Source organism: Microbacterium phyllosphaerae, from assembly GCF_017876435.1.
In the GTDB taxonomy this organism is placed as follows: domain Bacteria; phylum Actinomycetota; class Actinomycetes; order Actinomycetales; family Microbacteriaceae; genus Microbacterium; species Microbacterium phyllosphaerae.
Genome location: NZ_JAGIOA010000001.1, coordinates 916825 through 941645 on the forward strand (window position 1 = coordinate 916825; position 24821 = coordinate 941645).

Consider the following 24821-nt stretch of genomic DNA (forward strand, 5'->3'; position numbering starts at 1 on the left):
GGTCAGGTGAGCGATTCGAAAGGGAACGGGGAGGTCAGACCGAGGTCGCGGCGCGCAGCGCGATGCGGATCATGTCGCCGAACGTCTGCTCGCGCTCCTGCGCGGTCGTCTCCTCGCCGGTGACGATGTGATCCGACACCGTGCAGATGGCCAGGGCGCGGCGCTCGTAGTAGGCGGCCAGGGTGTACAGGCCCGCGGCCTCCATCTCGACGCCGAGAACCCCGTGCTTCACGAACGGCTCGGTGAGCTCGGGGCGCGTGCTGTAGAACTGGTCGCTCGAGAAGAGCAGCCCCACGTGCACGGCCGAGTCCAGGGGCTCCGCCTCGCTCGCCTCGACCGCCGCGCGCAGCAGGCCGAAGTCGGCGACAGGGGCGTAGTCGAGACCGTGGAAGCGCACGCGGTTGATGCCCGAGTCGGTGCAGGCGCCGTTGGCGATGATGATGTCTCGGACCTTCAGGTTCTCGGTCAGAGCGCCGCACGATCCGACGCGCACGATTGTCTGCACGTCGTACTCCTCGAACAGCTCGTTCGCATAGATCGCCATCGACGGCTGGCCCATGCCCGAGCCCTGCACCGAGACACGGTGACCCTCCCAGGTGCCGGTGTACCCCAGCATCCCGCGGGTCTCGGAGTACAGCTCGGCGTCCTCCAGGAACGTCTCCGCGATCCACTTCGCGCGCAGCGGGTCACCGGGGAACAGGACGATGGGGGCGATCTGACCGGGCTCTGCGGCGATGTGCGTGCTCATGGAATCAGCGTAGTGACGACACTGATGAGGATGCTCAGCCCTCGCGTCGCCGCACGATCTCGCCGATCCATGCCGGAGCGAAGGGCGAGGTGCAGCCCGGAGCGGTGGGGTAGTCGGCCAGCACCTGCAGGCGCTCACCGATCTCCAGCGCCCTGGCGCGCAGCTCGGGGTGGAAGATGCCGATGTTCGCGAGGGTCTCGTTCATCGACCACTGCAGGCGCTTCGGTGCATCCTTCAGGTCGCGCTCGATCAGGTCGAGCAGGTGCTCCAGATCGAGGCCTTCCGCGTCCTTGGCGACGCGGACGGTCGTGAGCGACCACGCCGCGGCGGCGACCGTCGGGTCGGAGTCGTCGAACCAGCGCAGACGCAGCTCTTCGGCGAGGGGCGTCTTCTTGGCGACATAGTTCACGAACCAGTCGTTGACCTTCGGGGGCCGAGTCTCGCGGAGCATCGCATCGAGCTCGTCGGCGGTGAACTGCTTCGGCGTGCAGATGAGCAGGGCGAGCAGCCGAGGGCCGGTCTCGCCGGTCGCCCACAGCTCCTTCGCCAGGGGGTGATCCGTCTTGATGCGCTTGGCGACCCCGCGCAGCCGGCTGAGGTTCATGCCATGGTCGTCGCCGCGCTTCTCGTTCGCCGCGCGCATCTTCGGATCCTCGATCGCGGCCAGCTCGGCCAGCGCGTCGGCGACGGTCATGTCAGACATGCCTCCAGGGTAGGCCTCGAGCCGCGCTCAGTCCTCGTCGACGAGCTCTCCGCGGATGCGACGGAGGTCTTCCATCAGCGACCCGATGAGGATCCAGTGCGTCGAGGCGGGGGGACGGATCACGAGCGGTGCCGTCAGCGCGGGGATCGCGGACGTGAGGGTCTCGGGCTCAGGCGCCACATCCGCGATCTGCACCGCGAGGCGCACATCGTGGCCCGCTCGACGCAACTGCTCGGCGATCGCCGTGACTGCGGGCTCCTGGCCGATCGAGTCGTCGTAGTGATCGAAGTAGGCGCGGGTCATGCCGATCGTCTGCGTCACGATCGGCGAGAGCCGCTCGAGCAGCGCGCGCATCTCGACGAGTTCCTCGCGGTGGGTGGAACGGCGCGGGTTGAGCGTGAGGGACTCCTCGCCGGCCTCGATCGACGCCTCTGCGGCATCCTTCATCGGGCGCAGCAGCCGTGCCTCGAGCATGAGCTCCTGCAGTCCCGCGGGCGTCTGCGGCTCGGGCAGGGCGTCGGCCAGACGGTCGAGGCTCGCGGCGAGCTCGCTGCCGAGCAGGCCGAGGTCGCGCCGAGCGGGGGCGACGAGCACGGGCGGCACGATCAGCGCGTTGACGACGATGCCGATCACGACCCCGATCAGGGTCTCGACGATGCGGGCGAGGGCGTAGTCGGGGGTCGACCCGAGGGCGAGCACGAGCATCGCCGAGATCGCGACCTGGTTGCCGGTACCCGGCGTCGCCCGCAACGCCCACGCGACGAGCATGGCCACGACGATCGCGAGCAGCACGATCCAGCTCGGCGATCCGAGCAGCAGCCCGAGCAGGACGGCGATGATCACGCCGGCGATCACGCCGATGCTGCGCTCGAGCGCCTTCGACAGAGACTGGTTGACGCTGGGCTGCACGACGAGCAGGGCCGCGATCGCGGCGAAGACCGGCAGTTGACCCGGCACGACCCAGCCCGCGAGCATCCACGCGGCGATCGTCGCCGCCGCGGACTTCACCACCTGCAGCAGGGGTGAGCGCTTGGAGGCGCGGATCGCGGCATGGATGCGCATGCGACCAACGCTACTCGGAAGCGCCCCCGCTCGACCGAGAAGTCAACCCCATCGCGCATGTGCGGCGACCGGCGCTGAATGGGACGACACGAACGACGAGCAGTGAGGAGCATCACATGGTGCAGATCATCGAGACCATCGACGTCCACGTTCCGATCGACGTCGCCTACAACCAGTGGACGCAGTTCGAGAGCTTCCCGGAGTTCCTCGACGAGGTCGAGTCCATCCGCCAGATCGACGACACCCACAACCGGTGGATCGTGAAGGTCGGCGGCGCGACGCGCGAGTTCGACGCCGAGATCACCGAGCAGCACCCTGACGAACGGGTCGCCTGGAAGAGCGTCGGCGGCGACACGGAGCATGCGGGCGTCGTGACGTTCCACAAGATCGAGGACCTCACGACCCGCGTGACGGTGCAGATCGACTGGGAGCCCGAAGGGTTGCTCGAGAAGGTCGGAGCGCTCGTCGGTGCGGGGTCGCACGCGGTGAAGAAGGACCTGAAGAACTTCAAGGAGTTCATGGAGAAGCGCGGTGCCGAGACCGGCGCGTGGCGCGGCGACGTGAAGGCCTGACAGACCCCAGGTGAGGGGCTCGAACGGCGGTAGTCCCCGCTGTCGTTCGGGCCCCGTTCTGTGCGCCCGAGCGATCGGACTCGCAAAGATAGGGCATCCTCCCGATGTCGGCGTGGCACCTCAGAGCGGAGTGTAGGGACATCCCGACCGAGGAGATGTCATGTACGAGCACCCCTATCTCGCCTACACGGTGACCGAGTACGAGCAGGAGCGGATCCAGAGAGCGGCCGAGCGGCGTCGCTTCCTCGCGGAGCACGCCGACCAGATCGTCCCTCGGGCCGCTGGCCCGTTCCGGAGAGCAGGACAGCGGATGCTGCGCGCGATCATCGGTGCACGCGCCGCTGCCCCGGATGCCGCCGCACCGGCCGACCGGCGGGCTGACGTGCCTGCCGACCGGCAGGCTGCCGCATCCGCCGACTGTGATGCCGCCTTGCGGTGCGAACCCGTCGCGGCGAGGTGAGTTCCACTCTGCCGACGGCAGACGCGCACAGACCCCTGAATGTCGGACGGGGGTGGGACGATGAATCCATGCCCCCATCCGCCCCGAGCGCCACGATGGTCGGCCGCGAGGTCGAGCTGGCGATCGTGCGCGGGTTCTTCGACCAGGTGGTCGAAGGGGTCCCGATCGCGGTGCTCGTCGAGGGCGAGGCGGGCATCGGCAAGTCGCGTCTGCTGCGCGAGTTCGGTGCCGAGGTCGCGAACCGGGCCGACGTCCACGTCGGCTGGTGTCTCGACCTCGGGGCATCGCGCACCCCGTTCGGACCGTTGACCGGCATCCTGCGCTCGATCGTCGCGCGAATGGGTGCGGATCGTGTGCGTGACGAGCTCGGCGTCGGCGTCGAGGCGCTGGGCATGCTGCTGCCCGAGCTCAACCCCACCGAGCGCTCGCAGACCAGTCCCGACCGGTTGCGCGACGCGATCGCATCGCTCATCGAGGCCGCCGCAGAACTGGCTCCGCAGGTGCTGGTGGTCGAAGACCTGCACTGGGCCGACGAGTCGACTCTCGCGCTCCTCTCCTTCCTGCTGCGCACGCTCGCCCGAGGGCGCATTCTGCTCGTGCTCACCTGCCGTTCCGACGACGTGCGCCGCGGCGACGCGGTGAGCCGGTTCATCGGCGAGTCGACCCGCGCGCGCCTCCTCGAGCGGGTCGCCGTCGAGAGGCTCGCGACGGCATCGGTGCGGCAGCTCGCCGAAGCGATCACCGGAGAGCCGCTCAGCGACACCGCGCTCGAACGGATCCAGGAGCGCGCAGAGGGCGTGCCGTTCTTCGTCGAGGAGATCGCCGGATGCTCGGCCGGTCCCCTTCCCGGCAGTCTGCGCGATCTGCTGCTCGCCCGGTTCGACCGGCTCGGCGACGATGCGAGAGGCGTCGTGCAGGTCGTGTCCGGGGCAGAGCGTCCTCTGACGCATCCGCTGGTCACGCAGCTCGCCGGCCTGCCCGAGGCGCGGCTCGATGAGGCGATCCGCGAGGCGACGATGAGCGGCATCCTCGTCGTGGTCGACGATGACTATCGATTCCGGCACGCGCTGCTGCGCGAGGCCGTGCACGACGACCTGCTCCCCGGTGAGCGGGCACGCCTGCATCGCGCCTACGCCGAGACCCTCGAAGAGAACTGCACCGGCACCGACAGCGGCGACCCCGCAGCCCTCGCGTATCACTGGCAGCTCGCGCAAGACGACCGGCGTGCGCTCGCCGCAGCCGTCACCGCGATGCTCGACGCCAAGTCACGGTTCGCCTTCGCCAGTGCCGCGCGATTCGGCGAACTCGCCCTCGACCTGTGGATCCGGGTACCCGACGCGGCGAGCGTCGTCGAGGTCGAGCGGTTCGAACTGCTTCGCACTCTCGGCTCGGTGCTGCGCAACGCCGGCGACGGCGAGCGTGCGCTCGCGGTGGTCAACGTCGCCCTCGGCGAGGTCGACCCCGAGACGGTCGACCCGCGCACGCACGCGAGGCTGCTGCGCGACAAGGCGTACTACATGATGAACCTCGGGCGGGAGGGATCGATCCCCCTGTTGCAGCAGGCGCTCGCCGCCCTCGACGGCAGAGTCAACGACGATCGGCTGCGCGCGTCGATCCTCAATCAGCTGGCGAGCAGATACATGATCGCGGGGCGGCTCGACGAGGCGATCACGCTGGCGATCGAGGCCGGAGACCGTGCGGCGAGGGCGGGATCCGATGACGAGGCGTCCATCGCTGCGAACGTCCGCGGCGGTGCCCGTGCGCACCTCGGCGATCTCGAGGCAGGGCACCGCGAGTACGCGCTCGCCCTGCAGCTGGCGAAGGGCACGAACGCCGAGATGCGATACCGGGTCAACTACTCCGATCTGCTGGGGCTGCTCGGGCGCTACCGCGATGCGGTGCAGGTCGCCGAAGACGGCCTCGCTCCGGCGCGCGCATTCGGCGTCGAGCGGACGACCGGCGCCCTGATGACCCAGAACATGGCGGTGCCGCTTCTCGAGATGGGCGAGATCGACCGCGTCGAGGGGATGCTGGCGCGCGAGCTCTCCCAGCGGACGCTGCGCATCTCGCACATGTACTCCACGATGACGCGCGTCCGCGTGCTGTCGTGGCGGGGCAGGCACGAGCAGGCGGCCGAGATCGTACGCGAGTGGCATCCGTCGTTCGAGGAGACCGGACGCGTCGAACGGCAGATCTGGTACGACGAGGTGATGATGCGGGTCGCCGTCGCCGAGGGGCGCAACGATCACGCGCGCGCTCTCGCCGAGGTCAGGGCGATGCTCGCCGATGACGGGCCGGTGTTCCTCCACCAGCGACGGCTTCTCCTCGAGGCGGGGTGGATGATCGCCGAACTCCGCGCATCCGGCGTCGATGTCGGTGAAGCCGTCGGTGAGGTGCGATCAGCCTGGTCGGCGCAGCCGACCCAGCTGCTCGATGACACCTGGTGGTCGATCCTCGACGCGCTGCTCTCTCCGTCGATCCCCGCACTGCGTGCGGCTGTCGATCTCGCCGACGGCGACGATGTGCCGGTGACGGTCCGGGTGACGACCCGGCTCGAGCTCGCGCGTCTGCTCGTCGACACGGGAGAGCGCACCGAGGCAGCCTCCGTTCTGGCCCACGCGCTCGCCGAGGCGGAGCGGCTCGGGCACGTGCCGTTGACTCAGGCCGTCGGGGCATTCTCGGTCGCGGCCGGCCTCGCCGCAGCATCCGATCCCTCCCGTGCCGTCGCGGAATCCGACCCCCTCACCTCGCGTGAGGGGCAGGTTCTCGCGCTGATCGCCGAGGGCCTGAGCAACCGGCAGATCGGCGAGCGGCTGTTCATCAGTGCGAAGACGGTGAGCGTGCACGTGTCGGCCGTGCTGCGCAAGCTCGGTGTCAGCACACGCACAGAAGCGGCGGTTCTGCAGCAGAAGTCGGCGTTCGCGGCATTCGGTCAGCCTGTCGTGGTACGTTGAGCGAGCGCGTGTGTCGGACGTTCCGTCACGGCGCAGGCCGCGAAAGCGGCCGTTGAAAACAGAAAGTAGAAAACACATGGCCACTGGCACTGTGAAATGGTTCAACGCGGAAAAGGGCTTCGGCTTCATCGCTCCCGATGACGGCACGGACGACCTTTTCGCCCACTACTCGGCAATCGCCGGCTCCGGTTTCAAGGAGCTCCGCGAGAACCAGAAGGTCGAATTCGACGCTGAGCGTGGCCCCAAGGGCATGCAGGCGGCGAACATCCGCGCTCTCTGAGCGCGCGCTGACTTCCTGAAGCCGGCCGGATCCTCACGGATCCGGCCGGCTTTCTGCATGCCCTGGGGTCTTCGCGCGGATGCCGGTGCGGGGCCGTTCTGCATCCGAACCCGGTGCGGGGCCAGTTCTGCATCCGATTCGCCTGTCCGCGATGCGCAACTGGCCCCGCCCAAACGCGCGATGCGCAACTGGCCCCGCCCAAACGCGCGATGCACAGCTTCCCAGGGGCACCCCGAGATGAGGCTTGCCTAACTTTCTGTTAGATTAGGCCAGGCTTACCAAAGCCCAGGCGCCTCTCTGCGCCGCACCCCCAATCCCAACCCGAAGGGAATGCCTGTGCGCACCTCTCGTCTCATCGCCGCCGGTGTCGCCGCGGCCCTCGCCATCGGCCTCACCGCCTGCGCGACGCCCGCCGCCGACAACGGATCCGACTCGGCCGGCGGCAACCCGGCCGACGACAGCGCCTTCCCCGTCACGATCGAGCACGTGTTCGGCGAGACGACCATCGAGACCAAGCCCGAGCGCGTCGCGACGATCGCGTGGGCCAACCACGAGGTTCCCCTCGCCCTCGGCATCGTGCCGGTCGGCATGAGCAAGGCGACGTGGGGCGACGACGACGACAACGGCATCCTGCCCTGGGTCGAGGAGAAGCTCGACGAGCTCGGCGGCGACGAGCCCGTGCTCTTCGACGAGTCCGACGGCATCGACTACGAGGCCGTCGCCGACACGAACCCCGACGTCATCCTCGCCTCGTACTCCGGCCTGACGCAGGAGGAGTACGACACCCTCTCCAAGATCGCACCGGTCGTCGCCTACCCCGAGGTCGCCTGGGGCACCCCGGTCGACGAGATGATCGAGATGAACTCGAAGGCACTCGGCCTCGAGGCTCAGGGCGAGGCCCTGATCGAGGACCTGCACGCCGATGCCGAGGCCGCCCTCGAAGAGAACAGCGTCCTCAAGGACAAGAAGGTCCTGTTCGCCTACGTCGACCCGAGCGACCTGAGCCAGGTCGGCTACTACACCGCGATCGACACGCGTCCCGGATACCTGCACGACGACCTCGGCCTTCCGCTGCCGTCGATCGTCGAGGAGAACGCCGACAGCGACCAGTTCTACCTGACGGTCAGCGCTGAAGAGGCCGACAAGTTCGACGACGTCGACGTGTTCGTGACCTACGGCGACGAGTCGCTCATCGCGACGCTGCAGGCCGACCCGCTGCTGTCGAAGATCCCGGCCATCGCCGAGGGCCGCATCGCGATCCTCCCGGATGCCACTCCCATCGCCGCGTCGGCGAACCCGTCGCCGCTGTCGATCCCGTGGGGTCTCTCCGACTACCTCGCTCTGCTGGCAGCACCGCTCGCCGCGAAGTGACCTTCGGCGTCACCCTCGCGCACTGAATTCCCGTGACCGCTGTCACCATCCCCACGCCGGGCACCGCAGACCTGCGGCGCCCGGCGTGGGCGCGCTCGCTCTGGCTGCTCGTCGGAGTGGGTGTGCTGCTCGTGCTCTGCATCCTGTCCATCTGCTTCGGCGTGCGCGCTGTGAGCATCGACGACATCTTCGCCGCACTCGCGGGGCAGGATGACACGCTCGCTCAGGCGGCGATCATCAAGCGGCTCCCGCGCACCGTGCTCGCGATCCTCGTCGGTGCCGCTCTCGCGCTCTCGGGCGCGACGATGCAGGCGGTCACCCGCAACCCGATCGCCGACCCCGGCATCCTCGGCGTCTCGAACGGCGCCTCGCTCGCGGTGGTGCTCGGTCTCGCCTTCCTCGGTCTGACCGATGCGTACAGCCAGATGGCCCTCGCGATCATCGGCGCCGCCCTCGCCGCCGCCTTCGTCTACACGGTCGGCTCGCTCGGACGCGGTGGCGCGACCCCCCTCAAGCTCGCGTTGGCGGGTGCCGCCACCTCGGCGGCGTTCGCCTCGCTCATCAGCGCGGTCATGCTGCCGCGCGTCGACCTGCTGCAGGCCTTCCAGTCCTGGCAGATCGGCGGAGTCGGCGGTGCCGAATGGCCGCGCATCGCGATCACCGCTCCCGTGCTCGCGCTCGGCGCACTCATCTGCTTCGTGAGCGCCCGCGGTATGAACTCCCTCGCGCTCGGCGACGACATGGCCAAGGGGCTGGGGGAGCACGTGTTCCGCACGCGCCTCGTCTCAGCGGTCGGCGCGGTGATCCTCGCCGGTGCCGCCACTGCGATCGCCGGGCCCATCGGCTTCGTCGGTCTCGTGATCCCACACGTGTGCCGGATGCTGATCGGCACCGACCACCGCTGGCTGCTGCCGTTCTCAGCTCTGGCCGGCTCCGCCCTGCTGCTCGCGAGCGACATCGTCGGCCGTGTCATCGCTCCGTCGTCGGAGGAGATCCAGGTCGGCATCATCACCGCGATCATCGGCGCCCCGTTCTTCATCTGGATCGTCCGTCGTCAGAAGGTGCGTGAACTGTGAGCACCATCGACCGGGCTGCGGCCCAGACCCCGTCGGCATCCGACAGTCGAGGCGACCAGGTCGCGGCGATCATCGCCGGCCGTCGTTCCCGCCATCGTCGCCACGCGGTCGCCACGATCGTGCTCGGCGTGCTGCTGGTGGTCCTGTTCGCCGTGGCACTGATGATCGGCAACACGTTCTACCCGCTCGACGAGGTCATCCGCGTCATCCTGGGCCAGACGGTGCCCGGAGCATCCTTCACGGTCGGCGAGCTGCGGCTCCCGCGGGCGGTGCTCGCGATCCTCTCGGGCTTCGCGTTCGGCATCGCCGGCGTCTCGTTCCAGACCCTGCTGCGCAATCCGCTCGCGTCGCCCGACATCATCGGCATCTCGAACGGCGCCGGGGCTGCGGCCGTCGTGGGGATCGTCGTGCTCTCGCTCAACGGACCCGTCGTCTCGCTGATGGCCCTCGGCGGCGCGATCCTCACCGCAGGGATCATCTATCTGCTGTCGATCAAGAACGGCTTCGCCGGCACCCGGCTGATCCTGATCGGCATCGGCGTCGCGGCGATGCTGCAGAGCATCATCTCGTACATGCTGTCGCGCGCGGCGAGCTGGGACATCCAGACGGCGATGCAGTGGCTCACCGGCAGCCTGAACAACGCCTCGTGGGAGCGCGTGCTCCCTCTCGCGATCGCCGCTGCCGTCATCCTGCCGCTCATGCTCTCGAACGGCAGGGCGCTCGGAGCGCTGCAGCTGGGCGACGACTCGGCATCCGGACTGGGCGTGCGGGTGAACCGCACCCGCCTGCTGTTCATCCTCGGGGCGGTCGCGCTGCTCGCCTTCGCGACCGCCGCCACCGGACCCATCGCGTTCGTCGCCTTCATGGCGGGCCCGATCGCCGCGCGCATCACCGGCCCCGGCGCGAACCTGCTCGTCCCGAGCGCGTTCATCGGCGCCGTCCTGGTGCTCGGCGGTGACCTGATCGGCCAGTTCGCGTTCGGAGAGCGCTACCCGGTCGGCGTCATCACGGGTGTGCTCGGCGCTCCGTACCTGATCTATCTGCTCATCCGCACCAACCGCTCGGGAGGCTCCCTGTGACCGAGGCGCACACTCTGACGGCCGACGCCGTCACCCTCGCCTACGGCGACCGCACGATCATCGAGAACCTCGATCTCGAGATCGCCCCCGGCAAGATCACGACGATCGTCGGAGCGAACGGATGCGGCAAGTCGACGCTGCTGCGCTCGCTCGCTCGCCTGCTCTCGCCGACCGCCGGTCAGGTCGTGCTCGACGGCAAGTCGGTGCACGCGCGCCCGACCAAGGAGGTCGCGCGCATCCTCGGCCTGCTGCCGCAGTCGCCGGTGGCTCCCGAGGGCATCGCCGTCGCCGACCTCGTCGGGCGCGGCCGGCATCCGCATCAGAAGATGCTCGCCCGCTGGAGCGCGCACGACTACGAGGTCGTGGCGGATGCTCTCGCGGCGACCGGCACCACCGAGCTCGCCGACCGCAGTGTCGACGAGCTGTCGGGCGGCCAGCGTCAGCGCGTGTGGATCGCGATGGCGCTCGCGCAGGAGACCGACATCCTGCTGCTCGACGAGCCGACCACGTTCCTCGACGTCGCTCATCAGGTCGAGGTGCTCGACCTGCTCACCGACCTGAGCGTCTCGCGCGGCACCACGATCGTCATGGTGCTGCACGACCTCAATCTCGCGGCGCGCTACTCCGACGAGCTCGTCGCGATGAAGGACGGCCGTGTGCACGTCACCGGCACCCCGCAGGATGTCGTGACCGCGCAGCACGTCGAAGAGGTCTTCGGCCTCGCGAACCAGATCACCATCGACCCCGTCTCGGGTAAGCCGATGGTCACCCCGATCGGAAGGCATCATGTCCGCTGAGACCACGACCGAACGCCCCACCTACGTGCTGGCTCGCGCCGAGGTGCGCGGCGTCGAACGCGTCTCGCCGAACTTCGTGCGCGTGACGTTCGGCGGTGAAGACCTGTTCGAGTTCGGCACGCCGGGCGACGTCTTCGACTCGCGCATCAAGATCGTCTTCCCGCCGGCATCCGGCATCCTCCCCGATCTCGACCGCTCGACCGGCGACTGGTGGGGCTCGTTCCTCGCCGTGCCCGAAGACGAGCGCGGCTCGATGCGCACGTACTCGGTGCGCGAGCTGCGGGTCACGGATGCCGGGACCGAGCTCGACGTCGACTTCGTCCTGCATCTCGCCCCCGGTCTCACCGGACCGGCGTCGCGCTGGGCCGATGCGGCCGCCGTCGGCCAGGAGCTGTTCATCGTCGGCCCGCGCCGCGGTGTGCCCGCATCCGCTCATGGCGGTGCAGAGTACGAGCCGGGGACGGCCACCTCGGTGGTGCTCGCCGGTGACGAGACGGCGGCTCCCGCGATCGCGCGCATCCTCGAGGACGCCCCGCGCGACCTGCGTGGGGTGGCGTTCCTCGAGGTGCCGTCACCCGCCGACATCCTGCGCATTGACGCTCCGTCGGGCGTCGAGGTGCACTGGCTGCCTCGCGACATCGGCGAGCCCCACGGCGTGCGGCTCATTCCCGGCGTGCTCGCGTACCTCGGCGATGCGGATGCCGGTGACGAGATCGACGTGAAGGACATCGAGTCCGAGGATCTGCTCTGGGAGACACCCGACTACTCGGGTCTCGGTGAGGAGATCGCGGCAGCGGATGCTCCGGCCGAGCGCTACTTCTGGATCGCCGGCGAGAGTGGCGTCGTCACGACGCTGCGCCGCCACCTCGTGAAGGATCTCGGCATCGATCGCGGTCAAGTGGCCTTCATGGGCTACTGGCGACGCGGCGTCGCCATGCGCGGCTGAGGCGGCTTCCGCGCGGTCGGCCACGCTCGGGCTTCGCTCGCCACGAAGGAGATCTCACGCAACGAAGGACTGCATCCGGCGTTCGACCCTTCGTCGCGTGAGATCTCCTTCGTGGCATGCGCTCGCGCCGACGCGGACGACGACCGAACCGGTGGCGCACGCGGAGGCGGCGCCGTAGCATCCCAGTGGAATCGTTCGCCGGCGAGGAGGCCCCTGATGACGCAGCACACACTCGAGCTCCCCGAGGTCGACCTCGTCTACGACGTGCACGGGCCGCTGCCGACGGCGGATGGTCGCCCTCCGCTGATGATGATCGGCCAGCCGATGGACGCGAGCGGATTCCAGGCCCAGGTGAAGCTGTTCGACGACCGCACCGTCGTGACCTACGACCCGCGCGGACTGGGTCGGAGCGCCCGCAAGGACGGCGGTGTCACGAACGAACCCGAGGTCCAGGCCGAGGACGTGCACGCGATCATCGAGGCTCTCGAGGCGGGACCCGTCGACATGCTCGCGAGCAGCGGTGGCGCGGTGACCGCGCTCGCCCTGGTCACGGAGCATCCGCACGACGTGGCGACGCTCGTCGCGCACGAGCCGCCGATCGACAGCGTGCTTCCGGATGCCGACGCGGTGCATCGAGCCCGGGTGGCCTACACGCAGGCGTATCAGGACCACGGATGGGGCGCCGGGATGGCCGCCTTCGTCGCGATGACGGCGTGGGAGGGCGAGGTCACCGACGAGTTCCTCTCTCGGCCAGCGCCCGACCCTGCAGCATTCGGGATGCCGACCGAGGATGACGGCAGCCGGGACGACCCGTTGCTGTCCGAGCTCTCGTGGGCGGTGCCCCTCTACGTTCCGGACATCGAGGCGCTGAAGGCGTCGCCGACCAGGATCGTCGTGGCCGTCGGCGAGGAGTCGGTGAAGGTCTACACCGGACGCACGTCGATCGCCCTTGCGGAGGCACTCGGCCAGCAGGTGACGGTCTTCCCCAGTCATCACGGCGGCTTCATGGGTGGCGAGTTCGGCTACGCCGGCCAGCCCGAGGCGTTCGCCGCCACGCTCCGCGAGGTCCTCGACCGGTCGTAGAGCCCGACAGCGGACTACGCGCTCGCGCGCACCACGAGCTCGGTGTCGAGGACGACGGAGCGAGGTGATGCCCCCGCGATGACCTCGAGCAGCACGGCGACCATCTGCGCACTGATCTGATCCCACGGCTGGCGCATGGTCGTGATCGGCGGCTCGTGGGTGGCGGCGAGGCCCGAGTCGTCGAAGCCGGCGATCGCGATGTCCTCGGGCACGCGGCGTCCTGCTCGGCGGGCGGCGGCGATGGCTCCTGCGGCCATCCGGTCGGAGGCGGCGAACACGGCGTCGACGTCGTGCTCGAGCATCCGGGTCATGGCGGCCTGCCCTGAGTCGTACGAGTAGTCGCCGACCTCGACCAGAGATTCGTCGAACAGCTCGCCGAGCTCTTCGCGGAATCCGACCAGGCGGTAGCGCCCGCCGGGGGTGTCGTCGGGGCCGGTGATCATGCCGATGCGACGGTGTCCCTGCGCCACGAGGTGCGCGGCCATCGTGCGCGCGGAGGCGACTTCGTCGACCGAGATCGTCGAGAGCTCTCGTTCGTGTCCGAGGGGCAGGCCGCAGCACACGGTGGGGATTCCGACCTCGATCAGCTGGTCGAGCAGGGGATCCGACTCGTGCGACGAGATCAGCATGACGCCGTCGACGTGCCCGGCGCTGAGGAACTGTGCGACGCTCTCGCGCTCGGCGGGCGTTCCGGCCACGAGCAACACCAGCGTCATCGCGCGCTGGGCGAGAGCTTCGGCGGCGCCGCGCAGCAGCAGCGCGAAGGTCGGGTCGTCGAACAGCAGCTGCTGCGGCTCGGTGAGCAGGAAGGCGAGCGAACCGGCGCGACCGGTGGCGAGGCTGCGGGCGTGATGGTTCGCGGTGTACCCGGTGGCGAGGATCGCCTCTTCGACGGCCTGTCTGGCGTCGGGCGACACCCAGTGCCCGCCGTTGATCACGCGCGAGACCGTGCTGCGGGACACCCCCGCCTGCGCCGCGATCTGGCGGATCGTCGGCTTGCGCTTCGCGCTGACATCACTCATCGCTGTGACTCTACCCACAGCATCCCGTCCAGCGGTAGTCGAAACTGGGACCGGTCTCAGTTCGGTAACGGCGGTTGTGATCACGAGTGCACCTGGGGTAGAACTGAGACCGGTCCCAGTCATGTCTCATGAGTCAGGCTGAGACCGGTCCCAGTCGAATGAGCGACAGCATGTCGGGACCGCACCACGACCGCACCGACCCGATGGAGTGCCGATGACCTCCCCCCACGCCTGGCCCGACCTGCGCGGAATCGCCTATGGCGGCGACTACAACCCCGAGCAGTGGTCGCCCGAGACGTGGCGTGAAGACGTCATCCTGATGCGCGAGGCCGGCGTCAACCTGGTCAGCGTGGGCATCTTCTCGTGGGCGCTCATCGAGGTCGCCGAGGGCGAGTTCGACTTCACCTGGCTCGACGAGCTGCTCGATCTGCTGCACGAGAACGGCATCGCGGTCGACCTCGGCACCCCGACGGCATCGCCGCCGGCCTGGTTCTTCGCGAAGAACCCCGACGCTCACGTCATCGACCGCGAGGGGCGCACGATGGGCTTCGGCTCCCGCGGCATGGCCTCGCACTCGTCGCCCGCCTACCGCGAGGCGATCGTGCGGATCGCGGATGCTCTCGCGGCGCGCTACGCGCAGCATCCGTCCGTCGTGCTGTGGCACGTGCACAACGAGTACGGTGTTCCCGTCGGCGAGGACTACTCGCCGAACGCGGTCGCCGCCTTCCGGCTCTGGCTCCAGGAGAAATACGGTTCGCTCGACGCGCTGAACAGCGCGTGGGGCACCGCCTTCTGGGGTCAGCACTACTCGGCCTGGGAGCACGTGGGTGCCCCGGCCATCGCCCCGAGCGTCGTGAACCCCGCGCAGCGCCTCGACTTCGCGCGCTTCACGGATCACCAGCTGCGCGCGTGCTTCATCGCCGAGCGCGACGCGATCCGCGTCCACGCCGACCAGCCGGTCACGACCAACTTCATGGCCAACCAGAGCTGGACGACCGACCTGTGGGCATGGGGCCGCGAGGTCGACATCGTCTCGGACGACCACTACCTGTGGGCGGCCGATGAGGACGCGCACATCGGTCTGGCGATCGCCGCCGACCTCAGCCGCTCGGTCGGCGGCGGCAAGCCGTGGATCCTCATGGAGCACTCCACCTCGGCCGTCAACTGGCAGCCGCGCAACATCGCCAAGCGCCGCGGCGAGATGACGCGCAACTCGCTGACCCACCTCGGCCGCGGTGCCGACGGCATCCTGTTCTTCCAGTGGCGGGCCGGTCGTTCGGGCGCCGAGAAGTTCCACTCCGCGATGCTGCCGCACGCCGGAGCCGAGTCCCGTGTGTTCCGCGAGGTCGTCGACCTCGGCGCGGCGCTGGGCCGCCTCGACGAGGTGCAAGGCACCACCGTGAAGGCCGACGTCGCGATCCTCTGGGACTTCGAGTCGTTCTGGGCGCAGGATCTCGAATGGCGGCCCTCCGAAGACGTCACGCACGCGGCCCAGGTGCGCCGCTTCTACGAGCAGCTCTGGCGCGACGGCATCACGGTCGACTTCGCGCTCCCCGGACAGGACCTCTCTGGCTACCGCCTCGTCGTCGCCCCGGCGCAGTACCTGCTGAGCACCGCGGACGCCGCGAACCTCACCTCGTATGTCAGCGACGGCGGCACGCTGCTGGTGTCGTTCTTCTCCGCGATCGTCGACGAGAACGACGCCGTGCACGCCGGGGGCTTCGTCGCCCCGTTGCGCGATGCGCTCGGTCTCACGGTCGAGGAGTTCCTGCCGCTGCGCGAGGGCGAGAGCCACGGGCTCGACTGGGTCGACCACGAGGGCGTCGTCGCCGACGTCTGGCAGGAGGACATCGCGCTCGAAGGAGCCGAGGTCGTCGCCAACTTCGCCGGCGGTCCCGGCGAGGGCGAACCGGCGATCACCCGGAACGTGCACGGCTCGGGCACCGGCTGGTATGTCGGCACCCGGCTGGATGCCGCGGGCATGCGCGCGCTCCTCCACGAGGTCTACGCGGATGCCGACATCGCACCGTCCGGCATCGCGGAAGGCCTCGAGGTCATCACGCGCCACGGCGCCGACGCGGTCTACCGCATCGCCGTGAACCACCGCGACGACGACGTCGAGCTCGAGGCCTCAGGTGTCGATCTGCTCACCGGCGCCGAGATCTCGGGCGCCCTGACGATCGCGGCGGGCGGCGTCGCCGTCATCCGCACCACCACCCCCTGACCGCACCACTCAGCACCACCCGCACCACTCAGCATTACCCGAACACCAGCACCACCCACTCACCCGGTCGCGATGACGCGAAGCGCATCGTCGGCCACAACAGATAGGAAAACGCATGCGCAAGCACATCGGAGTCGGCGCACTCGCTCTGTCGGCCGTCGTCCTCCTGGCAGGCTGCTCGGCCGGCGCACCGGAGGGCGGCGACGACGCCGTCTCGGGCGACGGCGCTGAGCTCGTCATCTGGACGGACGCGGAGCGCGAAGCCGCGATCACGGCCGCCGCCGAGGCCTTCGAGGAGGAGACCGGAGCGAAGGTCACCCTCGTGCAGAAGAACTTCGAGGACCTCCGCAACGATTTCATCGCTCAGGTCCCGACAGGAGAGGGCCCCGACATCACCGTCGGCGCCCACGACTGGCTCGGCGCGCTCGTCGCTGCCGGTGTCGTCGACACGATCGACCTCGGTGACAAGTCGTCGGAGTTCGAGCAGGTCGCCCTCGACGCCATGACCTACGACGGCCAGCTCTACGCGCTGCCGTACTCGCTCGAGACGATCGCGCTCGTGCAGAACGTCGACCTCGTCGGCGCCGAGGCTCCGGCGACCTGGGACGACATGATCGCCAAGGGCATCGCGGCAGGCACCGAGCGTCCGTTCGTCATCAACACCGGTGGCGAGACCGGCGACGGCTACACGATGTACGGACTGCAGACCTCGTTCGGCGCCCCGGTCTTCGTGCAGGACGACACCGGCTCGTACACGAGCGAGGTCGGCATGGGCGGTGCCCCCGGTGAGGCCTTCGCGAGCTGGCTCGGCGCCAACGGCTCCCAGGGCACCGGCTACATCTCGACCACCGTCGACTACGACATCAACAACGAGCTCTTCGCGTCGGGCAAGGCTCCGTACACGATCCAGGGACCGTGGGCGATCAGCGCGTTCGAGGGCATCGACGTCGCCGTGAACCCGATCCCGTCGGCCGGCGGCGAGACCGCCGCGCCGTTCGTCGGTGTGCAGGGCTTCTACCTCTCGAGCAAGAGCAAGAACGCGCTTCTGGCCCAGGAGTTCCTCGTGAACTACCTCGGCACCGAAGACGCGCAGCGTGCGCTGTACGAGGCCGACCCCCGCATCCCCGCGTGGAGCACCCTCGCCGACGAGGTCTCGTCCGACCCGATCACGGCCGGCTTCGTGGCCTCCGCGCAGAGCGGCGTCCCGATGCCGTCGATCCCTGAGATGGGCTCGGTGTGGGATCTCTGGAACGCCGCGCAGGCGCAGATCATCAACGGCGCCGACCCGGTGTCGACGTGGAACGCCATGGTCACCGACCTCGAGACGACTCTCGCCGGTTGATCCTGCCGGATGGGGAGGGCCCGAATCCCTCCCCATCCTGCGATCCGCAGACAGGACGCACACATGACGATCCAGGCACCGCCCACGCAGGCTCCCACCCCCGTGGTGAAGCCCTCGCGCGAATCCCACGCCCGCCGTTTCCGCGGCCTCGGCTGGGGCTTCCTCCTCAAGCTCGCCCTCATGGCGCTCGTCAACGCCTTCGGCATCATGACGGCGATCTCGGCCTGGAGCGCCGAGTCGTGGATCGTCCTCGGCGTGGTCGTGCTGCTCGTCATCATCGCCGACTGGGTGTACTTCACTCGCAAGGCTCTGCCGCTGAAGTACCTGCTCCCCGGGCTGATCTTCCTGCTCGTCTTCCAGGTCTTCATCTTCGGGTACACGGCCTACATCGCCTTCACGAACTACGGCACGGGCCACGTCGGCACGCAGGAGCAGGCGGTCGAGGCCGCGCTGATCCAGGGTGAGCGCCGCGTCGACGGGTCGGCCGACTATCCGCTGTCGATCGTCGAGCGTGGCGGCGAGCTCGGCTTCGCGATCGTCGACGACGACGGCGACGTGCAGGTCGGGTCGGCCACGGTGCCGCTCTCCGATGTCTCCGGAGCCGAGGTCGGCACCACCGGCGCCCCGAGCGAGGTTCCGGGCTGGACCGTCATCCCGCGGGCGACCGTGCTGACGGATCCGACGCTCGGTGCGGCCATCAAGGACCTCCGGGTCCCGGTCTCGGACGACCCGAACGACGGCTCGATCCGCACTCGCGAAGGATCCACCGGCTCGGTCTACGAGCCGACGCTGGTGTGGGATGCCGAGGCGCAGACCATCACCGACACGCAGTCGGGCACGGTCTACACCGCCACCGATCTCGGAGCGTTCGTCGCCGAAGACGGCACGGCGCTGCCGACCGGGTGGTCGGTGAACGTCGGCTTCGCGAACTTCCTGAAGCTCTTGACGGATGCGAACCTCGCCGGCACCCTGCTGAGCGTCACGGTCTGGACCTTCGCGTTCGCGATCCTCTCGGTCGTGCTGAGCTTCGCCGTCGGGCTCGGACTCGCGATCGTCTACAACGACCCGCGCGTCAAGGGGCGACGGTTCCTGCGGGCGCTGTTCATCCTTCCCTACGCGTTCCCCGCCTTCATGGCCGCGCTGCTGTTCCGCGGCATGTTCAACGCCGAGTTCGGCGTGATCAACGACCTGCTCTTCTTCGGAGCCCACATCAACTGGCTCGGGGACCCGTGGCTCACCCGCGCTGCGGTGATCTTCGTGAACGTCTGGCTGAGCTATCCGTACTGGTTCCTCGTCTGCACCGGTGCCCTGCAGTCGCTGCCGGGCGAGACGATGGAAGCCGCCGAGATCGACGGCGCGAACAAGATCCAGCGCTTCCGCGCGATCGTGCTCCCGCTGCTGCTCGTCTCGACCGCCCCACTGCTGATCGCCTCGTTCGCCGTCGCGTTCAACAACTTCACCGTGATCTACACGTTCAACAACGGCGGGCCGGCCATCGCCGGCGCTCCGTACGCACTGGGCTCGACCGACATCCTGGTCTCGGCCATCTACGACGTCTCGGGCGTCTCGGGTGGTGCGGCCGACTACGGCCTCGCGAGCGCGCTGTCGATCATCGCCTTCATCGTGGTCGGTCTCATCTCAGCGCTGAGCTTCCGACAGACCCGCAAGCTCGAGGAGTACCAGTGATGAGTGAGACCAGAGTCATCGTGACCGGTTCGTCGAAGGATGCGCAGGCCGCCCGCGCCGGTGCACGTCGGCGTCGGTGGTGGAGCGAGGTCGGCTGGAAGTACATCCTGGCCGTCGGCGTCCTCTTCTTCGCCGCGTTCCCGCTCGTGTACGTGCTGTCGGCGTCACTCAACCCGAACGGCAGCCTCGCGGCATCCAGCGCTTTGTTCAGTGCGTTCGACCCCGCCAACTACATCGCCCTCGGCGAATCGCGCTACTGGGTGTGGTTCGGCAACACGCTGCTGATCGGCGGCGTGACCGCGGTCGGCTCGGTGCTCATGGGCGCCTGCGGTGCGTACGCGTTCTCGCGCTTCCGCTTCAGCGGGCGACGGGCCAGCCTCACCACGCTACTCGTGCTGCAGATGTTCCCGCAGGCGCTCGCGTTCATCGCGATCTTCCTGATGCTGCAGACGATCGGCGATGTCGTGCCGGCCCTCGGCATCAACTCGAAGATCGCCCTGATCTGCGTGTACCTCGGCGGCGCTCTCGGCGCGAACACGTTCCTCATGTACGGCTTCTTCAACACGATCCCCGTCGAGATCGACGAGTCGGCGAAGATCGACGGAGCCAGCCACGCGCAGATCTTCTGGCGGCTCATCATGCCGCTGGTCGTGCCGATCCTCGCGGTCGTCGCGCTGCTCGCGTTCCTCGCGGCCTTCGGCGACTTCATCCTGTCGAAGATCATCCTCACCTCCGAGGACAACTGGACGCTCGCCGTCGGCATGTACCAGTGGGTCTCGAACCAGCTGACCTCGCGCTGGGGGCTGTTCGCCGCCGGTGTCGTGGTCGCCGCCGTGCCCGTGCTCGCGCTGTTCTTCTCGCTGCAGAAGTACATCGTGGGCGGGCTCACCCAGGGATCCGTCAAGGGCTGATCCCCTCTTCCGCACTGCTCGAAAGGCCGTCATGCACCGTCGCACGCGTTCCCTTCTCTCCACCGCCCTGGCCGCGGTCACCGCCGTCGCCCTGATCGGGGTGGCGCTGCCCGCCTCGGCCGCCTCGCTCACGGCCTCCGTGTCGACGGCGGTCGCGCCCGCCGACCCGGCGGATGCCACCGTCACCGTCCCCCGGGTCGAGAACCTGCCCGATGACTTCATCGGCGGCGTCGACGTGTCCTCGGTGCTGTCGCTCGAGGAGTCGGGGGTCGTGTTCCGCGACGCCGAGGGCGCGCCGGGCGACCTGTTCGAGATCCTCGCCGACGCCGGTGTCACCGACGTGCGCGTGCGCGTCTGGAACGACCCGTTCGACGCGAACGGCAACGGCTACGGCGGCGGTGATGTCGACGTCGACCGGGCGATCGAGATCTCGCAGCGCGCGACGGATGCCGGACTCGGCGTGCTCGTCGACTTCCACTACTCGGACTTCTGGGCCGACCCCGCCAAGCAGCAGGTGCCCAAGGCATGGGAGGGCATGACGGCCGACCAGGTCGCCGCCGAGGTCGGCGTCTTCACCCGCGACGCGGTGCGACGCCTGGTCGACGCGGGGGTGGATCTGCGCATGGTGCAGGTCGGCAACGAGACCAACGGCGGGGTCGCCGGAGTGCGCGGCTGGGACGACATGGCGAAGGTGTTCTCGGCCGGTTCCGCCGCTGTGCGCGCCGAGGCGCCCGACACGCTCGTCGCCCTGCACTTCACGAATCCCGAGCGAGCCGGCTTCTACGCCGACGTCGCCGCGCAGCTCGATCGCCGCGACGTCGATTACGACGTGTTCGCGTCGTCGTACTACCCGTTCTGGCACGGCACCCCGGCGAACCTCACGGCGGTGCTCTCGCACGTCGCCGACACGTACGACAAGAAGGTCATGGTCGCCGAGACCTCGTGGGCGTTCACCCTCGACGACGGAGACGGCCACGGCAACGTGATCGACCTGCCCTCCGAGGCGACGCAGTATCCGGTGAGCGTGCAGGGTCAGGCCGATGCGGTGCGCGCGGTCGTGCAGGCCGTCGCCGACGTGGGTGAGGCCGGGATCGGCGTCTACTACTGGGAGCCCGCGTGGCTGCCGGTCGGTCCGCCCGCTCAGCTCGAGCAGAACAAGGTGCTGTGGGAGCGCGACGGATCCGGATGGGCGTCGAGCTTCGCCGGCGAGTACGAGCCCGAAGACGCCGGGCACTGGTTCGGCGGATCCGCGTGGGACAACCAGGCACTGTTCGGCTTCGACGGCACCGCATCCGATGCGCTGAACATCTTCTCGTACGTGCGCACCGGTGCTCAGGCTCCTCGAGCCGTCGAGTCGGTGCAGCCCGCTGCCCTGTCTCTCGTCGAGGGCGATGCGGTCGAGCTGCCGAGCGAGGTCACGGTGCTCTACAACGACGGATCATCGGAGCAGCAGGCGGTCACCTGGTCGCCGGGTGCGGAGTTCATCGAGGGCGTCGGCGAGTACACGATCACGGGGACGACGGATGCCGGTCTCGCAGCCACTGCCACTGTCACCGTCTCGGCACGCAACTACCTGCAGAACCCCGGTTTCGAGGACGCCGACACGAGCATGTGGCGGGCGACCGGCTCCGGTCTGAGCCTGCGTGCGTGGGACGACCCCCACAGCGGCACGCACTCGGCGCACTTCTACTCGGCATCCGCGTACTCGTTCGATCTGACTCAGACCGTGACGGGGCTTCCCGCCGGGAGGTATGTGGCTCGGGCATCACTGCAGGGTGACGGCGAAGGCACCGAGGGAAAGGTCGCCCTGTCTCTGTCGTCTTCCGCCGTGACGGGTGCGCCGTCGGCCTTCGCGCTCGACGGCTGGCGCGTGTGGTCGACGCCGACGACTCAGGCGCTGCAGGTCGGAGCCGGCGGCACAGCCGTGGTGCGGGTCGCGGCTACTCTGCCTGCCGGGGCGTGGGGCACGATCGACGACCTCGAGCTCGTACGCGAACCCGCGGTCGGTGCCGACACCTCGGTGCTGCGGGAGCGGCGGAAGGCTGCCGCAGCCCTCGATCTGGCGGCCTACATCGAGTCGTCGACGGTCGCGGTGCCCGGAGCGATCGGCCGCGCCGACATCGTGTTGTCCGCGGCGAGCCCGAGTGCGTCCGCTGTCGCCGGGGCGCTGGGCGCGCTGGATGCCGCGGTCGATGCCCTCGTGCGGAAGGACGCGGCGACGGCCGCGCCGGCTCGCGGCGTGCTGTCGCACGACAACGGCCACGACACCGGACTCCTCGACGGCGACTTCACCGTCACCATGAACCTGTGGTGGGGGTCGAACGCCACGAAGCTGCGACTGTTCGAGGACGGGGTGCTGATCAAGACCGTGCCGCTCACGTTCGGGGGCACCGCCGCGCAGGTGGCTCGGGTCGCCGTGGCCGGCAAGAAGAACGGCACATACGTCTACACCGGTGAGCTCGTGAACTCACGCGGGACGACCGCAGTGCAGCCCGTCACGGTGAAGGTGAAGGATGCCGCGCCGGGCACTCCCGTGCTGTCAGCCGACAACGGGGACGGTGACGGCTCGTACACGCTCACCGCCGACATGTGGTGGGGGACGAACGCGATGTCCTACCGCCTCTTCGAGGACGGTGTGCTGCTGAAGGAAGGGTCCATCACCGCGAAGAGCCCCGCCGCGCAGCGGGTCTCGGTGGCGGTCGACGGGCGGTCAGTGGGGAAGCACACCTATCGCGTCGAGTTCGTGAACGCCGCCGGCAGCAGCGAGAGCAAGCCGCTCACGGTGACCGTCAAGCGCTGACGGCGCCTGGCGCTGGCATCCGCCTGACCTGCGGAGAACAGGACGACCGCCCCGAATCAGGAGAATCTGCGTGATTCTGTCCTGATCCGGGGCGGTCGTCCTGTTCTCGGACGGTGCTGAGCGGTGCGCTTGTCGCTCAACGACCGGGGCCGATTACTTGCTGAGGAAGTCCTTGAGCGCGGCGTTGACCTCGTCGGCGTGGGTCCAGAGCAGGCCGTGCGGGGCGCCCTCGACCTCGACGTAGGTCGCGGCGGGCACGGCCTGGTGGAACCGGCGGGCGGTCGCGTCGATCGGCAGGATGTTGTCCTTCGTGCCGTGCAGGATCAGCGTGGGCTTGCCGGCGTCGCGCACGGCGTCGACGTCACCGCGGAAGTCCTCGATCCACGACGACACCACGGCGTAGGCGGCGACGGGCGCGCTGCCGATCGCGACGTTCCAGCTGCCGGTGACGGCCTCCTGGCTGATGCGCGATCCGAGGTTCTCGTCGAGGTTGTAGAAGTTCTTGTAGAAGTCGGTGAACCACGCGAAGCGATCGCCCTTGGCTGCGGCCTCGATGCCGTCGAAGACATCCTGCGGCACGCCTTCGGGGTTGTCGTCCCGCTGCACGAGGAAGGGCTCGAGCGAGGCGAGGAAAGCGAGCTTCGCGACGCGCTCGTGGCCGTAAGTGCCGACGTAACGGGCGAGCTCGCCGGTGCCCATCGAGAATCCGACGAGCACGACGTCGCGCAGGTCGAGGGTCTCGAGCACGGTGTTGAGGTCGGCGGCGAAGGTGTCGTAGTCGTAGCCGGCGTTCACCTTCGACGATCCGCCGAAGCCGCGGCGGTCGTACGTGATGACGCGGTAGCCCTGGGCGAGGAGCTCGCGGGTCTGGCGCTCCCAGCTGTGTCCGTCGAGCGGGTAACCGTGGATCAGGACGACGGGCTGACCCGATCCCTGGTCTTCGTAGTAGAGCTCGATCGGGGTGCTGTTCTCGTTTCCGACGGTGATGTAACCCATGATCCTGATCCTTTCGGTTCGGTGAGAACGATCGTTCTCACCTGATGTCTCCCACTGTAGAGAACGGTCGTTCTCATGTCAAGTACACTGGGATCATGACCGATGGAACAGTGCGTGAACAGATCCTTGCGGCGGCCGATGAGCTGTATTACCGCAAGGGCTACGCGGCTGTCGGCATGGATGAGCTGCGGGCAGCGGCCGGAGTCTCGCTGCGCAAGCTCTACGCCCTCTTCCCCTCGAAGACCGACATCGTCACCGCTGTCCTCGCGCGCAAGCATGCCGAGTGGGAGGCCGGGTTGACCGGCGCGGTGGCGGATGCCGGTGCAGACCCGCGCGACCGCCTGCTCGCCGTGTACGGATACCTCGAGGACTGGTTCTGCACCGACGACTTCCGCGGGTGCGCGTTCATCAACGCATTCGGGGAGCTCGGCGGGACGAACCCCGAAGTCGCGGCCATCGTCCGTGACCACAAGGCGTCGTTCCAGCAGTACATGTCGGGCCTCGTGGTGGATGCCGGGGCGCCGGCATCCCTTGCCGCGCAGCTGTCGATCCTCGCCGAGGGCGCCCAGAGTACCGCAGCAATCGCCGCCGATCCGCAGGTCGCCGTGCAGGCGCGCAACGCCGCCGAGGTGCTGATCGACGCGGCCGTTGCTGCCTGATTGTCGGAGATTTAGCTAGCCTGGCTAGCGTTTTCGAATGCCGGTGTCAA

Annotated in this window: 21 protein-coding genes; 16 read left to right on the top strand and 5 right to left on the bottom strand. The window is 68.8% G+C overall.

Going from position 1 to position 24821, the window contains the following annotated elements:
• Positions 1–34 precede the first annotated feature (34 nt).
• Genes deoD through JOF42_RS04380 form a run of 3 tightly spaced genes read right to left on the bottom strand, consistent with a single transcriptional unit; the run spans position 35 to position 2513 of the window.
• Positions 35–748 (bottom strand): purine-nucleoside phosphorylase, encoded by a 714-nt coding sequence (deoD, locus tag JOF42_RS04370; protein WP_210096741.1) that lies wholly within the window; start codon positions 746–748, stop codon positions 35–37.
• 34 nt (positions 749–782) lie between these two features.
• Complete coding sequence (locus JOF42_RS04375; protein ID WP_210096742.1) at positions 783–1451, bottom strand: DNA alkylation repair protein; 669 nt, start codon at positions 1449–1451, stop codon at positions 783–785.
• 27 nt (positions 1452–1478) lie between these two features.
• Positions 1479–2513, bottom strand: a complete 1035-nt coding sequence (locus JOF42_RS04380; protein WP_210096743.1) for an FUSC family protein — start codon at positions 2511–2513, stop codon at positions 1479–1481.
• Between the two features lie 116 nt (positions 2514–2629).
• Between JOF42_RS04380 and JOF42_RS04385 the strand changes: the two genes are divergently transcribed.
• From JOF42_RS04385 to JOF42_RS04430, 10 genes are all read left to right on the top strand, one after another.
• On the top strand, positions 2630–3085 hold the full coding sequence (locus JOF42_RS04385; RefSeq protein ID WP_210096744.1) for an SRPBCC family protein: 456 nt from the start codon (positions 2630–2632) through the stop codon (positions 3083–3085).
• Positions 3086–3245: 160 nt separating this feature from the next.
• Positions 3246–3545 carry a hypothetical protein gene (locus JOF42_RS04390; protein ID WP_210096745.1) on the top strand — a complete coding sequence of 100 codons (300 nt, stop codon included), beginning with the start codon at positions 3246–3248 and terminating at the stop codon, positions 3543–3545.
• A 68-nt stretch (positions 3546–3613) separates the two neighbouring features.
• Positions 3614–6499, top strand: coding sequence for a helix-turn-helix transcriptional regulator (locus JOF42_RS18050; RefSeq protein ID WP_210096746.1), 2886 nt, complete (start codon positions 3614–3616; stop codon positions 6497–6499).
• Positions 6500–6575: 76 nt separating this feature from the next.
• Positions 6576–6779 carry a cold-shock protein gene (locus JOF42_RS04400; protein WP_056310329.1) on the top strand — a complete coding sequence of 68 codons (204 nt, stop codon included), beginning with the start codon at positions 6576–6578 and terminating at the stop codon, positions 6777–6779.
• A 336-nt stretch (positions 6780–7115) separates the two neighbouring features.
• Positions 7116–8150, top strand: a complete 1035-nt coding sequence (locus tag JOF42_RS04405) for an iron-siderophore ABC transporter substrate-binding protein (RefSeq protein WP_210096747.1) — start codon at positions 7116–7118, stop codon at positions 8148–8150.
• Between the two features lie 26 nt (positions 8151–8176).
• Positions 8177–9226: a FecCD family ABC transporter permease gene (locus tag JOF42_RS04410; RefSeq protein WP_372443574.1), complete on the top strand. Its 1050-nt coding sequence runs from the start codon at positions 8177–8179 to the stop codon at positions 9224–9226.
• Positions 9227–9231: 5 nt separating this feature from the next.
• Positions 9232–10305, top strand: a complete 1074-nt coding sequence (locus JOF42_RS04415; protein ID WP_210099077.1) for a FecCD family ABC transporter permease — start codon at positions 9232–9234, stop codon at positions 10303–10305.
• Positions 10302–11102, top strand: coding sequence for an ABC transporter ATP-binding protein (locus tag JOF42_RS04420; protein WP_210096749.1), 801 nt, complete (start codon positions 10302–10304; stop codon positions 11100–11102). Before JOF42_RS04415 ends, JOF42_RS04420 begins: the two co-directional genes overlap by 4 nt.
• Positions 11092–12048: a siderophore-interacting protein gene (locus JOF42_RS04425; RefSeq protein WP_210096750.1), complete on the top strand. Its 957-nt coding sequence runs from the start codon at positions 11092–11094 to the stop codon at positions 12046–12048. The genes JOF42_RS04420 and JOF42_RS04425 overlap by 11 nt, the downstream gene beginning before the upstream one ends.
• A gap of 216 nt (positions 12049–12264) precedes the next feature.
• Complete coding sequence (locus tag JOF42_RS04430; RefSeq protein ID WP_210096751.1) at positions 12265–13131, top strand: alpha/beta fold hydrolase; 867 nt, start codon at positions 12265–12267, stop codon at positions 13129–13131.
• Positions 13132–13145: 14 nt separating this feature from the next.
• Here the strand turns inward: JOF42_RS04430 and JOF42_RS04435 are convergent, their stop codons facing one another.
• On the bottom strand, positions 13146–14153 hold the full coding sequence (locus tag JOF42_RS04435; protein WP_210096752.1) for a LacI family DNA-binding transcriptional regulator: 1008 nt from the start codon (positions 14151–14153) through the stop codon (positions 13146–13148).
• 214 nt (positions 14154–14367) lie between these two features.
• Between JOF42_RS04435 and JOF42_RS04440 the strand changes: the two genes are divergently transcribed.
• The 5 genes from JOF42_RS04440 to JOF42_RS18055 all read left to right on the top strand — a co-directional run bounded on the left by JOF42_RS04440 (position 14368) and on the right by JOF42_RS18055 (position 23116).
• The gene (locus tag JOF42_RS04440; RefSeq protein ID WP_210096753.1) at positions 14368–16377 is read left to right on the top strand and encodes a beta-galactosidase; all 2010 of its coding nucleotides are present in this window, start codon (positions 14368–14370) and stop codon (positions 16375–16377) included.
• Positions 16378–16492: 115 nt separating this feature from the next.
• Positions 16493–17719, top strand: coding sequence for a sugar ABC transporter substrate-binding protein (locus JOF42_RS04445; protein WP_210096754.1), 1227 nt, complete (start codon positions 16493–16495; stop codon positions 17717–17719).
• Positions 17720–17782: 63 nt separating this feature from the next.
• Entirely contained in the window at positions 17783–19405 is a 1623-nt protein-coding gene (locus tag JOF42_RS04450) for an ABC transporter permease subunit (RefSeq protein WP_210096755.1), read from the top strand.
• The gene (locus JOF42_RS04455; protein ID WP_210096756.1) at positions 19405–20316 is read left to right on the top strand and encodes a sugar ABC transporter permease; all 912 of its coding nucleotides are present in this window, start codon (positions 19405–19407) and stop codon (positions 20314–20316) included. Before JOF42_RS04450 ends, JOF42_RS04455 begins: the two co-directional genes overlap by 1 nt.
• A 31-nt stretch (positions 20317–20347) precedes the next feature.
• Positions 20348–23116 (top strand): glycosyl hydrolase 53 family protein, encoded by a 2769-nt coding sequence (locus JOF42_RS18055; protein ID WP_210096757.1) that lies wholly within the window; start codon positions 20348–20350, stop codon positions 23114–23116.
• Between the two features lie 153 nt (positions 23117–23269).
• Here the strand turns inward: JOF42_RS18055 and JOF42_RS04465 are convergent, their stop codons facing one another.
• Positions 23270–24112, bottom strand: a complete 843-nt coding sequence (locus JOF42_RS04465) for an alpha/beta fold hydrolase (protein ID WP_210096758.1) — start codon at positions 24110–24112, stop codon at positions 23270–23272.
• Between the two features lie 95 nt (positions 24113–24207).
• On the opposite strand from JOF42_RS04465, the gene JOF42_RS04470 reads away from it, so the two are divergent.
• Positions 24208–24771, top strand: coding sequence for a TetR/AcrR family transcriptional regulator (locus JOF42_RS04470; RefSeq protein WP_210096759.1), 564 nt, complete (start codon positions 24208–24210; stop codon positions 24769–24771).
• The last annotated feature ends 50 nt before the right edge of the window (positions 24772–24821 follow it).

What these genes read in the sequence shown, in the direction of transcription:
- deoD (WP_210096741.1), bottom strand. Translation starts at nt 748, where the DNA reads ATGAGCACGCACATCGCCGCAGAGCCCGGTCAGATCGCCCCCATCGTC.
- JOF42_RS04375 (WP_210096742.1), bottom strand. Translation starts at nt 1,451, where the DNA reads ATGTCTGACATGACCGTCGCCGACGCGCTGGCCGAGCTGGCCGCGATC.
- JOF42_RS04380 (WP_210096743.1), bottom strand. Translation starts at nt 2,513, where the DNA reads ATGCGCATCCATGCCGCGATCCGCGCCTCCAAGCGCTCACCCCTGCTG.
- JOF42_RS04385 (WP_210096744.1), top strand. Translation starts at nt 2,630, where the DNA reads ATGGTGCAGATCATCGAGACCATCGACGTCCACGTTCCGATCGACGTC.
- JOF42_RS04390 (WP_210096745.1), top strand. Translation starts at nt 3,246, where the DNA reads ATGTACGAGCACCCCTATCTCGCCTACACGGTGACCGAGTACGAGCAG.
- JOF42_RS18050 (WP_210096746.1), top strand. Translation starts at nt 3,614, where the DNA reads ATGCCCCCATCCGCCCCGAGCGCCACGATGGTCGGCCGCGAGGTCGAG.
- JOF42_RS04400 (WP_056310329.1), top strand. Translation starts at nt 6,576, where the DNA reads ATGGCCACTGGCACTGTGAAATGGTTCAACGCGGAAAAGGGCTTCGGC.
- JOF42_RS04425 (WP_210096750.1), top strand. Translation starts at nt 11,092, where the DNA reads ATGTCCGCTGAGACCACGACCGAACGCCCCACCTACGTGCTGGCTCGC.
- JOF42_RS04430 (WP_210096751.1), top strand. Translation starts at nt 12,265, where the DNA reads ATGACGCAGCACACACTCGAGCTCCCCGAGGTCGACCTCGTCTACGAC.
- JOF42_RS04435 (WP_210096752.1), bottom strand. Translation starts at nt 14,153, where the DNA reads ATGAGTGATGTCAGCGCGAAGCGCAAGCCGACGATCCGCCAGATCGCG.
- JOF42_RS04440 (WP_210096753.1), top strand. Translation starts at nt 14,368, where the DNA reads ATGACCTCCCCCCACGCCTGGCCCGACCTGCGCGGAATCGCCTATGGC.
- JOF42_RS04445 (WP_210096754.1), top strand. Translation starts at nt 16,493, where the DNA reads ATGCGCAAGCACATCGGAGTCGGCGCACTCGCTCTGTCGGCCGTCGTC.
- JOF42_RS04450 (WP_210096755.1), top strand. Translation starts at nt 17,783, where the DNA reads ATGACGATCCAGGCACCGCCCACGCAGGCTCCCACCCCCGTGGTGAAG.
- JOF42_RS04455 (WP_210096756.1), top strand. Translation starts at nt 19,405, where the DNA reads ATGAGTGAGACCAGAGTCATCGTGACCGGTTCGTCGAAGGATGCGCAG.
- JOF42_RS18055 (WP_210096757.1), top strand. Translation starts at nt 20,348, where the DNA reads ATGCACCGTCGCACGCGTTCCCTTCTCTCCACCGCCCTGGCCGCGGTC.
- JOF42_RS04465 (WP_210096758.1), bottom strand. Translation starts at nt 24,112, where the DNA reads ATGGGTTACATCACCGTCGGAAACGAGAACAGCACCCCGATCGAGCTC.
- JOF42_RS04470 (WP_210096759.1), top strand. Translation starts at nt 24,208, where the DNA reads ATGACCGATGGAACAGTGCGTGAACAGATCCTTGCGGCGGCCGATGAG.